The 13,069-nt window shown below is 64.8% G+C and carries 11 protein-coding genes; 1 reads left to right on the top strand and 10 read right to left on the bottom strand.

All coding sequences use genetic code 11. From position 1 onward, the window contains the following. Positions 1–4: 4 nt before the first annotated feature. From EAV90_RS08250 to EAV90_RS08225, 6 genes are all read right to left on the bottom strand, one after another. On the bottom strand, positions 5–1,183 hold the full coding sequence (locus tag EAV90_RS08250) for an aminotransferase (protein ID WP_129143136.1): 1,179 nt from the start codon (positions 1,181–1,183) through the stop codon (positions 5–7). A gap of 8 nt (positions 1,184–1,191) precedes the next feature. Continuing rightward, complete coding sequence (locus tag EAV90_RS08245) at positions 1,192–1,518, bottom strand: rhodanese-like domain-containing protein (RefSeq protein WP_164936834.1); 327 nt, start codon at positions 1,516–1,518, stop codon at positions 1,192–1,194. Between the two features lie 392 nt (positions 1,519–1,910). Then, positions 1,911–3,839, bottom strand: a complete 1,929-nt coding sequence (locus tag EAV90_RS08240; RefSeq protein WP_129143134.1) for a potassium transporter Kup — start codon at positions 3,837–3,839, stop codon at positions 1,911–1,913. Between the two features lie 140 nt (positions 3,840–3,979). Then, positions 3,980–5,881 (bottom strand): potassium transporter Kup, encoded by a 1,902-nt coding sequence (locus EAV90_RS08235; protein WP_129143133.1) that lies wholly within the window; start codon positions 5,879–5,881, stop codon positions 3,980–3,982. A 250-nt stretch (positions 5,882–6,131) separates the two neighbouring features. Then, positions 6,132–6,962 carry an OmpA/MotB family protein gene (locus EAV90_RS08230; RefSeq protein WP_129143132.1) on the bottom strand — a complete coding sequence of 277 codons (831 nt, stop codon included), beginning with the start codon at positions 6,960–6,962 and terminating at the stop codon, positions 6,132–6,134. 23 nt (positions 6,963–6,985) lie between these two features. Continuing rightward, positions 6,986–7,759: a motility protein A gene (locus EAV90_RS08225; protein ID WP_080138159.1), complete on the bottom strand. Its 774-nt coding sequence runs from the start codon at positions 7,757–7,759 to the stop codon at positions 6,986–6,988. A gap of 295 nt (positions 7,760–8,054) precedes the next feature. Here EAV90_RS08225 and EAV90_RS08220 point away from each other — a divergent pair, with 295 nt between their 5' ends. Next, a complete protein-coding gene (locus EAV90_RS08220) occupies positions 8,055–8,348 on the top strand; it encodes a hypothetical protein (RefSeq protein WP_122403834.1) in 294 nt (97 codons plus the stop codon). Between the two features lie 17 nt (positions 8,349–8,365). Here the strand turns inward: EAV90_RS08220 and EAV90_RS08215 are convergent, their stop codons facing one another. The 4 genes from EAV90_RS08215 to EAV90_RS08200 all read right to left on the bottom strand — a co-directional run bounded on the left by EAV90_RS08215 (position 8,366) and on the right by EAV90_RS08200 (position 12,908). Continuing rightward, the gene (locus tag EAV90_RS08215) at positions 8,366–9,085 is read right to left on the bottom strand and encodes an RraA family protein (protein WP_164936833.1); all 720 of its coding nucleotides are present in this window, start codon (positions 9,083–9,085) and stop codon (positions 8,366–8,368) included. A gap of 120 nt (positions 9,086–9,205) precedes the next feature. Then, positions 9,206–10,087 carry a CDP-alcohol phosphatidyltransferase family protein gene (locus EAV90_RS08210; RefSeq protein WP_122403836.1) on the bottom strand — a complete coding sequence of 294 codons (882 nt, stop codon included), beginning with the start codon at positions 10,085–10,087 and terminating at the stop codon, positions 9,206–9,208. Positions 10,088–10,172: 85 nt separating this feature from the next. Beyond that, the gene (locus EAV90_RS08205) at positions 10,173–10,895 is read right to left on the bottom strand and encodes a phosphatidylserine decarboxylase (protein ID WP_283809970.1); all 723 of its coding nucleotides are present in this window, start codon (positions 10,893–10,895) and stop codon (positions 10,173–10,175) included. A 54-nt stretch (positions 10,896–10,949) separates the two neighbouring features. Next, positions 10,950–12,908, bottom strand: coding sequence for an ABCB family ABC transporter ATP-binding protein/permease (locus tag EAV90_RS08200; RefSeq protein WP_129143130.1), 1,959 nt, complete (start codon positions 12,906–12,908; stop codon positions 10,950–10,952). Positions 12,909–13,069 lie beyond the last annotated feature (161 nt).

Genomic DNA, 13,069 nt, shown 5'->3' with positions numbered 1-13,069 from the left:
TGGTCTACCTCTTGCGTCCACGCACCGCGTCCGACAGCCGCTCCAGCGCGGTGTCGAGGGTCTCGTCCTTCTTGGCAAAGCAGAAGCGCACCACTGATGTCACCGGGTCCTGCTCGTAGAAGGCCGAGACCGGGATCGCGGCGACCTTGTAGTCCTTCACGATGCGCCAGCAGAACTCGGTGTCGCTCTCGTTCAGCCCGAGCGGCGACAGGTCGACGGTGAGGAAGTAGGTGCCCTGCGACTTCAGCACGGGGAAGCCGAGGCTCTCCAGCCCCCTGGTCAGGCGGTCCCTGCTCCGCGTCAGATCCTGGCGCATCGACAGGAAGTAGTCGTCGGACTTGCCGAGGCCGTAAGCGACGGCAGCCTGGAGGTTCGGCGCGGTGGTGAACGTCAGGAACTGGTGCACCTTGGCGGCGACGCGCAAGAGCTGTGGCGCGGCACAGACGAAGCCGATCTTCCAGCCCGTGAGCGAGAAGATCTTGCCGGCCGAGCCGACCTTGATGGTGCGCTCGCGCATGCCCGGAATGGTGATCAGCGGGATGTGCTTGTGCTCGTCGAAGGTGACGTGCTCCCAGACCTCGTCGCAGATCGCGATGACATCGAACTCCTGGCAGTAGCGCGCCAGCAGTTCGAGATCCTCGCGCGGATAGACCACCGCGGAGGGATTCAAAGGATTGTTGAAGAGCACCGCCTTGGTCTTTGAATTGAACACGCTTTTCAGCATGTCCTCATTCAGCCGCCAATGGGGCGGCTCGAGGCGGACGAGGCGCGGAATGCCGCCGGCCTGACGGATGATCGGCAAATAGGAATCATAGACCGGCTGGAAGCAGACCACTTCGTCGCCGGGCTGAACCACGGCGAGGATAGCCGAGGTCAGCGCCTCGGTGCCGCCGGACGTGACCATCACCTCGCTCATCGGATCCAGCTTGAGGCCGTGCCAATGGCCGTAATGGGTCGCGATCGCCTGGCGCAGCTCCGGCAGGCCCATCATCGAGGGGTACTGGTTGTAGCCATTCAGCGAGGCCTCGGCCGCGGCGCGCCGGATGTCCTCAGGCCCGGGATCGTCGGGGAACCCCTGGCCGAGATTGATTGCATTGTTGTCGCGCGCGGCCTGCGACATCGCCTCGAAGATGGTGACGGGAGGATCGGCGAAGACCTTGTTCAAGGACGAGCTTTTGGACATCGGGCCGATCAGCCACCGAGCTTGCTGGGAAGACCCGCCGCCTTCCAGCCGAGCATGCCGCCGGCCAGATGCTTGTCGTAAGGCAGGCCCGCCGCCTGCGCCGCGAGCGAGGCCGTCACCGAGCGCTTGCCCGAGCGGCAAGCGAACACGACCTCCTTGCCCGCGGGGTCGGGAATCGCCTTGGGATCGAAGGTCGAGAGCGGAACCACGACGCCATAGGGATAGGCTTCGGCCTGAACCTCATTCGGCTCACGGACGTCGACGAGCAGATAGCGCCCTTCCGCGACACCCTTGGAGACCTCGTCCGGGGTCAGATCCTGTACCTGGTTTGCCACTTCATCCTCCAACGTCGCAAGGCGCATGCCGGGCGATCCCGGCCGGCGGCAACCTCGCCTCTCGGGAAACGAAAATCAAGCGCCACAAGGGCTTGAGCCGCGCGGCGCAAGTTAAAGCTAAATCGCAGCGACTTGAAGTCCGGCTTTCGGGGTCTATGCCCGGAGATTCCGTTTCAGTTCTCACCATTCCTTCGGTGTCATTCCCCGCGGACCCGGCTACGCCGGGGTTGAGGTCCAGGGGCGCCGAAGCTTTAGCGTAGGCGGCAAGCGGCGAGCCCAGTACGCCGCGGCTGCTCGGTGAATCACGGGCGCTTCGGAGTACTGGATCGCCCGGTCGAAACATCGGGCCGGGAGATGACAGCGATGGCGACGGATGGAGCCCCGGCTGAAAGCTAAATCGTCACCTGCGTGCCGACCTCGACGACGCGGCCGCTTGGGATCTGGAAATAGTCGGTGGCATCGTTGGCGGCGCGGCTGAGCGAGATGAACAGCCGGTCCTGCCAGCGCGGCATGCCGGAATGGGCGGCGGGCTTGAGCGCCCTTCGCGACAGGAAGAACGAGGTCGACATGATGTCGAACTGCCAGCCCAGCTTGCGGGCGATCGCCAGCGCCTTCGGCACGTTGGGCGATTCCATGAAGCCGAACTTCAGTGTCACCTTGGAGAAGGTCGGTGAGATTTGCTCCAGCCTCACCCGGTCCGCCGGATCGATCCGCGGGGTCTGCGCGGTCTCGATGGTGAGAATGACATTCTTCTCGTGCAGCACCTTGTAGTGCTTCAGACTATGCATCAGCGCGGTCGGCGCGCTGAGCGGGTCCGAGGTCAGGAACACCGCGGTACCCGGCACCCGTTGCGGCGGCCGCTTCTCCAGCATGGCGACCAGGTCGGCGAGCGGAAACTCGAGCTTGCGCGACTTCTCGAACAAGAGCCGGCTGCCGCGCCGCCAGGTGTACATCAGGATGATCATGACCGCACCGAGCGCCAGCGGCACCCAGCCGCCCTCGAAGACCTTCAAGAGATTGGCGGTCAGGAAGGTCAGGTCGAGGAACAGGAACGGCGCAATCAGCGCGCCCGCGGCGAGCGGCGACCACCGCCACCCCTTCCAGACCACGACGAAACCCATCATGGCCGTGACCACCATCGTGCCGGTGACGGAGATACCGTAGGCGGAGGCGAGCGCGGACGAGGAGCGGAACAGCAGCACCAGAAGGACCACGAAAACCAGCAACAGCTGGTTGATGCGCGGGATGAAGATCTGGCCGGAATGGGCTTCCGACGTATGGCGAATTTCAAAGCGTGGCAGCAGCCCGAGCTGGATCGCCTGCCGCGTCAACGAATAGGCGCCGGTGATGACGGCTTGGCTCGCGATGACCGTGGCGGCAGTGGCCAGCACGACCATGGTGCCGCGAACAAAGCCTTGCGGGAAGAGCTGGAAGAACGGGCTCACGATCGCGCCGGGGTCACTGAGGACGAGCGCCCCCTGCCCGAGATAGTTCAGCGCCAGCGACGGCAGCACGATAGAGAGCCAGGCGAACTGGATCGGCCGCTTGCCGAAATGGCCGAGGTCGGCATAGAGCGCCTCGGCGCCGGTGACGGCCAGGAACACGGCGCCCAGCGTGACGAAGCCGATGATGCCATGGTGCAGCATGAAGGACACGGCATAGAGCGGGTTCAGCGCGAGCAGCACCTGCGGCTGCTGGATGATCGGATGGATCGCCGCGGCCGCAAGCACCGCGAACCACACGCACATGATCGGGCCGAAAAAGGCGGCAACGCGCGCCGTGCCGCGGGATTGCACGGCGAACAGACCGGCCAGTATCACGACGGTCAGCGGAACGATATAAGGCTCGAATGTCAGGGTGACGTCCTTCATGCCCTCGATCGCCGACAGCACCGAGAGCGCCGGCGTGATCACGGCATCACCATAGAACAGGGCGCCAGAGATGATGCCGAGCAGGACGATGGTCGCCCCGCCGGTGCCAACCGCCCGCTGGGCCAGCGCCATCAGCGCCAGCGTGCCGCCCTCGCCGTTGTTGTCGGCGCGGAGCAGGATCACCACGTATTTGAGCGTCACCACGACGATGAGCGCCCAGAGGATCAGGGAAAGCACGCCGAGCACGGCCGCCGGCGTCGGCAAGCCATCGGCGCCCGAGGCCGCCATCACCGCCTCGCGGAACGCGTAGAGCGGGCTGGTGCCGATATCGCCATAGACGACGCCAATACTGCCGAGCGTCAGGGCGCCGAAACCGGCGGTCGTATGGGCCTCGCCATGCCCGTTGGCCGCCGCCGTCTCCGGGGCGGGAACTGCTACGTCACTGGTCATGGAAGAGCCCTACGGCCTCGACAATGCTTCACGGCACAACGGCGGAAAAGCGCGCGGCTTATAGTCCTGCGCTGCCGGCATAGCCTAGCCCGATTTCGGGCCCTAGCCATGCTAATTCTGCATGGATTCACCAGTTGCGTTCAAATAGTGACTTGGGTTCCGACTTCAACCACCCGCCCGGTGGGAATCTGGAAATAGTCGGTTGCATCGTTGGCCGACCGGCTCAGCGCGATGAATAGGTGATCCTGCCAAAGCGGCATGCCCGACTGCGCCGAGGCTTTCAGCGACCTTCGCGACACGAAGAACGAGGTCGACATGATGTCGAACTGCCAGCCCTGCTTGCGCGCGATCGCGAGCGCCTTGGGCACGTTCGGCTGCTCCATGAAGCCGAAGCGCAAGCGGACCTTGGAAAACTTGTCGCTGATCTTTTCCATCCTGAATCGCTCCGACAGATCGACCCGCGGCGTATGCGCGGTCTCGATGGTCAGGATCACGTTGTGCTCATGCAGCACCTTGTTGTGCTTGAGATTGTGCAGGAGCGCGGTCGGCACGAAAGCGGGATCGCTGGTCAGGAATACGGCGGCGCCCTTGACGATGTGCGGCGGCCGCTTCTCCAGGCTGCGGATCAGATCGTCCAGCGGCACCTCGATCCGTCGCGTCTTCTGCATCAGAATTCCAGAGCCCTTGCGCCAGGTCCAGATCGTCCCAGCCATTGCCGCGCCAAACAGCAGCGGCACCCAGGCGCCCTCGAGCAGCTTGAGTAGATTGGCGCTGAAGAAGCTCAAATCGACGACGACGAAGGGCATGATGACGGCCGCGGCCGCCGCCGCACGCCAATTCCACAATTTCCAGATCACGACGAAGCCCATGATGCCGTCGGCGACCATGGTGGTTGAGACCGCAATGCCGTAGGCCGAGGCCAGATTGCTGGGGGTGTGGAACAGCAGCACCAGCAGCATCACGCCGATCAGCAGCAAGCGGTTGACACGCGGCAGATAGATCTGGCCGGCATGGGATTCGGAGGTGTAACGCACCTCGAAACGCGGCAGGAGGCCGAGCTGCACGGCCTGATAGACCAGCGAATAGGCGCCGGTGATCACCGCTTGGCTCGCGATCACGGTTGCGGCCGTCGCAAGCCCGACCAACGGCAGCACCAGCTTCTCGGGCACCATGCGATAGAAGGAATGCTCGATCGCGCTGGGATCGGATAGCACCAGCGCCCCCTGCCCGAAATAGTTGATCAGGAGCGCGGGCAACACGAAGAACATCCAGGCCGACTGGATCGGCTTGCGGCCGAAATGGCCGAGATCGGCGTACAGCGCCTCGCCCCCCGTCACGGCCAGGAACACGGCGCCGAGTGTCACGAGGCCGATCGTGCCGTGTGACAGCACGAACTGCACCGCGTAATAGGGATTGATCGCCGCCAGCACGGAGGGGTCATCGACGATATGGACGGCCCCCATCACGGCGATGGCCGTGAACCAGACCACCATCACCGGCCCGAATGCCGAGGCGACCAGTGCGGTCCCCTTGCTCTGGACCGCGAACAGCAGCACCAGAATGAGGACGGTGAGCGGCACGACATAGTGCTCGAGCGCGGGAGTTGCGAGCTTCAGGCCTTCGACCGCCGAGAGTACCGATATCGCCGGCGTGATCATGGAATCGCCGATGAACATCGAGGCGCCGACCACGCCCAGCGCGAGCAGGAACCAGCTCCGCCGCCCGAGCGCGCGCTGGCCGAGCGCCATCAGCGAGAGCGTGCCGCCCTCCCCGTTATTGTCGGCGCGCAGCAACAGCAGGACATATTTCGCGGTGACGACGATCAGCAGTGCCCACAGGATCAGCGAGAGCACGCCGAGCACGATGACGCGTGAGACCGGCTCGCCATGGGCCGCGCCCCTGACCGCCTCGTGGAAAGCATAGAGCGGCGAGGTGCCGATATCGCCGAAGACGACGCCGATGCTCCCGAGCGTAAGGGCCCAAAAGCCTGATGTGACCGGTTGCACATCCTGAGTCTCGGTCGATGTGATGCTCGCCGTCATGAGGGTGGAAAACGCTTGGTCCCTGAATTTGATCCGGCGCCTTTTGACGCTTCCCGCGCGCCTGTCAATCGGCCTCCACCATAGCAGGCACCGGGACAGAAGCTGTGACGCCGCAGCAACGTTCATCGCCTGCGCGACGACATGCCTCAGGTAAGATGGTAACGCAAGGGGCCTATTTTCCGAGCATGATCTCGTCGGGAAAACCGGTGCCTACTTTGCGCTAACGCGGCCCTTCGGGTGCGGATCATGCTCACGGCTTCAGATTCGGCGGCAGCGGCGGATCTTCGCGCATCAGCGTGATGGTCACCCGCCGGTTGGCGGCGAGCGAGGGATCGTCCGGAAACAGCGGCTGGGTGTCCGCCTTGCCCGAGACGGCGAAAAAGTGCGACGGCGGCAGGCCCTCGCGTTCGAGGATCTGGCGCACGGCATTGGCGCGGTCGGCCGACAGATCGAAGGCGCCGTAGTCGCTGCGGGTCGGCACGAAGCCCGCCGCGGTGTGACCGGCGATGGAAACGCGGAGCGGCGTGGCCTTGAGTGGGATCGCGAGCTTCTCGACCAGGCGGCGGGTGCGCTCATAGGGGACCTTGGAGCCGTCGGCGAACATCGAGCGGCCATCCTGGTCGACGATCTCCAGGTTGAGGCCCTGCTTGGTCTCCTCGAACATGATGTGCTTGGACATCTCGGTCAGTTCCGGCATGTCCTGCAACGCCTGGCGCAGCGAGGCCGCCGCCAGCGCGAAATTGCGGTCGACCTTGACCTTGGCCCCCGACGTGCGGTCGCGGTCCTCCTGATCCGGCGTCGGCGTGTTCGAGGCGTCCTCGGGCTGAATGTGATCGACATTCTTCAGCCGCGGACGCGTCGGCAGACCGTCAGACTCGACGATGCCGGCGTAGCGCGCTTCGCTCTGCACGCCGAAGGCGTCGCGCATGGACCCTGCAACGATCTTCAGCTTGTTGGCGTCTTGCGTGGAGAACGCGACGAGCATCACGAAGAAGCTCATCATGAGGCCCATGAGGTCGGCGAAAGTCACGAACCAGCCGTGACCGCCGCCATGCGCATCGCCGCGTTTCTTCTTCGCCATGACCTAAATCCTGGTGCGCACGATCAGGCCGGCACCGGTTCACCCTCGGCGTGGCGATGCTTCTCCGGCAGGTAGGCCAGCAGCATTTCGCGCACCAAGGTCGGGCTTTTGGAGTCGCGGATCATCAGGATGCCGTCGATGATCAGGGTGCGGTTGGTCTCTTCATCCAGCAGCTTGCCATGCAGCTTGTCGGCGATCGGCAGACAGAACAGGTTCGCAACCAGCGCACCGTAGAGCGTGGCGAGCAGCGCGGTCGCCATGAACGGGCCGAGCTTGGAGGGGTCGGTCATGTTGGCGAACATCTGCACCATGCCGATCAGGGTGCCGATCATGCCGAAGGCCGGGGCGCAGTCGCCGATGGCGCGGTAGATCTTGCTGCCCTCGTCGAGGTGCATCAGGAAGTTGTCGCGGTCGCGCTCGAGATTGTCGCGGATGAAGTCGAGGTCGTAGCCGTCGGCGACGTAGCGGATGCCCTTGGCGAGGAATGGCTCGTCGGTCTCAACCTTCTCGAGACCCACCGGGCCCTGCTTGCGGGCGATCTCGGCGATGCGGGCAAGCTCGTCGACGAGATCGTGCGCCGACAGCCGGCTCATGGTGAAGGCGAACTTGGCGCCGAGCGGAAGGCCGTGCAGCAGCGCTGAAAGCGGAAAGCGGATCATGGTCGCGGAAATCGAGCCGCCGAAGATGATGATCATCGCATGTTCGGAAATGAACATGTGCAGGTCGCCGCCCATGAGGATCATCGCGGTGATGACGATGATGCCCGCCGTGAGCCCAACGCCCGTCATGATATCCATGGGAGACTCCAACCGCGAACGCAACAACGGCCGTCCTGGCCGCTGGCGCGGCCCAACCCCGAACCGCACCGGAACCCTAGAGCGCCGCCCTTAAAGCCGCGTAAAGGTTAAGTCCGGACAGTGTTCTGCGCGCCGCTGCGATTGCCGTCCAGCGATGGGAAATTTCAACACTTCGCTAACCATAAGCCGGCGCGCCACGACGTCACGTCCGCTGCGGCCCTCCGCCACATCCGGGACGAAGGATGAATTGCTATCCTGAAGCGGGGCGGCATGCTCGATCGCGGGAGCCATCGCGATGTTGACGCTCTTCGGCCTTCTCACTGCGCTGCCCGCGGCGCTGGCGTTCCACCTGCTCGAGCCGGAGCTCGTCCTGCCGGCCTTCAGCATCCTGCTCTTTGTCGAAGCCGCCTTCGCGGTGATCGCAGCGCGATTGATCCACCTCCCGGACAATGCCGAAGACATCACGCTCTGGGACCTTGCCGGCGGCTTCACCCTGATCGGATGCGCCGCCGCTGTGTTCGGTGAGCCGGACCAGGCGGCTCTGTTCCTGGCGGAACAAGGCGCCCCACGGCCGGCGTCGCGGCCGTAGGTCGTTCAACCACGCGCTTAGTGGATTTCCGCCGAGCGCTTCAGCGCGGCCTTCAGCTTCTCCAGCGAGAAGTCGGGGCTGCGGGCGATCTCCAGGATCGGCGTCTCGCGGCGGCCGCAGAGTTCGGCAGCCTCCGGCAGCTTCGCGGCGACGTCGAGCGGGATCACGATGGCGCCGTGCCGGTCGGCGTGGATCAGATCATCGGACTTCACGGACATGCCGGCAACGCGCACTTCGCCGCCAAAGCTTTCCGCATGCACCCAGGCATGCGACGGGCCGATCGAGCCGGCGAGCGCCTGGAATCCCGGAGCCCATTGCGGGATGTCGCGGATCGAGCCGTCGGTGATCACGCCGAGGCAGCCGAGCGCCTTGTGCACGTTGCTCTGCACCTCGCCCCAGAACGCGCCATAGCCGACGTCGGGCCCGTCGATGTCCTGGATCACCGAGATGCGCGGGCCATGGCCGGTGCCGACATATTCGTAATATTCGATCCGACGCTTGGACTGCTCTTCAGCCGGGAGCGATGATTTCAGCACTGAACGGATCGTGACCGTGCGGGCATAGCCGACGATCGGCGGCAGGTCTGGGAACGGACAGACCAGTTGCTTGGTGGTGTAGCCGATCAGCCGGCGCTCGGGCGCCACGATCTCCATGGCATTGCAGATCGTCGGTGTGTCGTAGCGGCCCAGCGCCTCGAGGACGGAAGCAGGCAGCGGCCCGGTCGCGGTATCAGTCACGGCGTTCTCTCCCAGATTGGCGGCTGATTGACGCGATGCCGCCGGCACAGGCGATATAGCCGAGATCAGGCTTCGACCCAACTCAGACGGGCCTCATGGCAGATATCCGCGCGGGGCCGCTCAGTGCAGCCGTCCGGGCCGTTCGTCATCGTGCGGCCGCTCCGACAAATTCGCCAGCGTCGGCGCCGACGGCGGCGACGGAACTTCGGCTCCTGACGGCGCGGTGGCTTCCATCGCGCGCGCCTGGTCGCGATAGGATTTGTAGCCAAGCGGCAAAGCGAGGAGATACAGCACCGTGCCGATCGACAGCACATGCCAGGGATAGGCGATCAGGAGCGCGATGAAGACGATCACCGCGACGAAGGCCGGCAGCACCAGTTCGGGTGGGACGCGCATGCGCTTGGTCTTGCCGGAGAACACCGGCAGGCGCGACACCATCAGGAAGGCGATCAGCAGCGTATAGGCCGCCGTCACCGCTGCGGGCAGCCGGCCGAGCTCGAGGAAAGCAACGTAGATCGGCAGCAGCACCGTGATCGCGCCCGCGGGCGCCGGCACGCCGGTGAAGAAATTGGCGGCGAAGGCCGGCTTGTTCGGATCATCCATCGTGGCGTTGAAGCGCGCGAGTCGCAGGCCGCCGGAGATCGCGAACACCATGGCGGCGATCCAGCCGGCATTGCCGAGCTCGTGCAGCTGCCAGAAATACAGCATCAGGCCGGGCGCGACGCCGAAATTGACGAAGTCGGCGAGGCTGTCGAGCTCGGCGCCGAACTTGGACTGACCCTTGATCATGCGCGCGATGCGGCCGTCGATGCCATCGAGCGCGGCTGCGAACACGATGGCATAGACGGCGAGCGACATCCGCCCCTCGATCGACAGTCGGATCGAGGTCAGGCCGGCGCAGATCGCCAGCAGCGTGATGACGTTGGGCACCAGCATCCGCACCGGAATCGGTCGGAACCGCCGGCGGCGGACATCGGGATCCTTGAAGTCGTAGGGCGTCATGGCTCGTCCTTATCTTAAGGCGAGATATAGCAAGCCGCGCCCCCCTCCGCCATTGCGGCGGAGGGTCCAAAGCACCGACTATTGGTTAATTGGCGCGATAGGCGCGGCTCGGGTCGTCGCCGGCGAGGTCGGCCAAAATGGTCTCTCCGGCGATCGCGGTCTGCCCTTCCGAGACCAGCGCCTTGGTGCCGACAGGCAGGTACACATCGAGCCGCGAGCCGAAGCGGATCAGGCCGAAGCGCTCACCGGCGCCGATCGCCTGCCCCTCCTTGACGAAGCAGACGATGCGCTTGGCGACGAGGCCTGCGATCTGGACCACGCCGATCCGCGCATTGGGCGTCGTGATCACCAGCGAGTTGCGCTCATTGTCTTCGCTCGCCTTGTCGAGCTCGGCGTTGATGAACAGGCCGGGCCGGTAGGCGATGCGATCCACCCTGCCCGCGATCGGGCTGCGGTTCACGTGACAGTTGAACACGCTCATGAACACCGAGATGCGCGGCAATGGCCGGTCACCGAGGCCGAGCTCGGCCGGCGGCAGCGCCATGGTGATCATCGAGACGCGGCCGTCGGCCGGCGACACCACCAGCCCCTCGCGCACCGGTGTCACGCGGACGGGGTCGCGGAAGAACAGCGCGCACCACACCGTCAGGATCGTGCCGATCCATCCCAGAGGCGACCACAGCCAGAACAGGATCAGGCTTGCCAGTGCAAAGCCGCCGATGAAGGGATAGCCCTCCTTGTGGATCGGCGGAATCTGACGCTGGATCGAATCGAGAATGGACATCGCTATCTGCCGCTTGGGGTTAATGGCGCGGGTCGTCGCGCGGGCTTGTTTAGGCCAGAGTTGGGATCGGAGACAAGCTCACTCCGCCGCCGCGGGCGTCGTCAGGGTGTCATCGACCGGCGGCGGCTCCCGGTTGGGCGCCGTGCTGGTGTCGGCCATCTTGGCCAGTTTCTCGCGCGCCGCCTCGGCCTCGCGCTGCCTGTTCCACATGCTGGCATAGAGGCCGCCCTGCGCGAGCAGTTTCGCGTGGGTGCCGCGTTCGGCGATGCGGCCCTGGTCCAGCACGATGATCTCGTCGGCGCCGACGATGGTCGAAAGCCGGTGCGCAATCACCAGCGAGGTGCGGTTCTTCGCCACGCGATCGAGCGCGCCCTGGATCTCGTGCTCGGTATGGGTGTCGAGCGCCGACGTCGCCTCGTCCAGCACCAGGATCGGCGGTGCCTTCAGCACGGTGCGCGCGATCGCGACGCGCTGCTTCTCGCCCCCGGACAGCTTCAGGCCGCGCTCGCCGACCTGGGTCTCGTAGCCCTTCGGCGCCATGCGAATGAAATGGTCGATCTGCGCCAGCCGCGCCGCCTCCTCGACCTCGGCATCGCTGGCGTCCCAGCGGCCGTAGCGGATGTTGTAGCGGATGGTGTCGTTGAACAGCACGGTATCTTGCGGCACCATGCCGATCGACGCGCGCAAGCTGGCCTGCATAACGTTGCGGATATCTTGGCCGTCGATCAAGATCTTGCCGCCGGAGACGTCATACAGGCGGAACAGCAGCCGCGAGATGGTCGACTTGCCTGCGCCCGACGGACCGACGATCGCGATGGTCTTGCCGGCCGGCACCTCGAAGCTGATGCCTTTCAGGATCGGCCGTGTCGGCTCGTAGGCAAAGCGCACGTCCTCGAAGCGCACCGTGCCGGCGGAGATGACCAGCGGCTTCGCGTCCGGCGCATCCTTGATCTCCGCCTCTCTGCCCAGCACGTTGAACATCTTCTCGATGTCGATGATCGCCTGCTTGATCTCGCGATAGACCATGCCCATGAAATTCAACGGCTGGTACAGCTGGATCATCATGGCGTTGATCAGCACGAAATCGCCCACGGTGTTGGTGCCGTTGCGTACGCCGATCGCGCACATCAGCATGGTCGCGGTCAGACCCAGGGTGAAGATCACGGCCTGCCCGGTGTTGAGCACCGCGAGCGAGGTGTAGGTGCGGATGCTCGCCTCCTCGTAACGCTCCACCGATTTGTCGTAGCGCTGCGCCTCGCGCGCCTCGGCGCCGAAATACTTCACGGTCTCGTAGTTGAGCAGCGAGTCGATCGCCTTGGTGTTCGCCTCGGTGTCGGAATCGTTCATCTTGCGGCGGATGCCGATCCGCCACTCGGTCGCGATGTAGGTGTAGTACATGTAGAGCGCGACCGTGATCAGGGTGGCGACCACGTAACGCCAGTCGAATTGCCAGAGCAGCACCGCGAGCAGCAGCGAGACCTCGACAATGGTCGGGATCAGCTGCAGGATCACCATGCGCACGATGACCTCGATGCCCTCGCGGCCGCGCTCGAGCACGCGCGTCAGGCCACCGGTCTTGCGCTCCAGGTGAAAACGCAGCGACAGCTCGTGCATGTGGATGAAGGTGATGGTGGCGAGCTTGCGCACCGCATGCATGGCGACGCGGGCGAAGATGCCGTCGCGCCATTGCGTCAGCACCGCCATCAGGATGCGCATCGCGCCGTAACTCGCGGTCAGCAACAGCGGCGAGGCGACCACCCAGAGATGCCAGTTGTCGGCCTGTACCGGCGCGGTGTTGGCGCCGGTCAGCGCATCCGTCGCCCATTTGAAGCTGAACGGCACCGCGAGCGTGATCAGCTTGGCGGCGAGCAGCAGCACCAGCGACCAGACCACCCGCATCTTTAGGTCGAAACGATCGCCCGGCCAGATATAGGGCCACAGATGCGCCAGCGTGCCGATCAGCGTGGCCCCGGCCTGCGGTCCTGTGGCGGGAGGGTCAGGAACGTCGGCGCCGTCGAACGATTGAGGTTGGTCCATCAAGAAGCCTGAAAGCCCGCCGGATGCGGGCGCAACTGCGATTAACGATTTTCGTCCGTCATATAGAGCCTTCCCGATGCCCGCGCACCCCGCCAGATGGCGAATCTTTGATTGTTCATCGTCGTTTACCGGTAGATTTCCGGGAGTATCGAATCACCGAT

Source organism: Bradyrhizobium vignae (genome assembly GCF_004114425.1).
Lineage (GTDB): Bacteria > Pseudomonadota > Alphaproteobacteria > Rhizobiales > Xanthobacteraceae > Bradyrhizobium > Bradyrhizobium vignae.
This window is presented reverse-complemented; position numbering and strand designations above follow the sequence as displayed.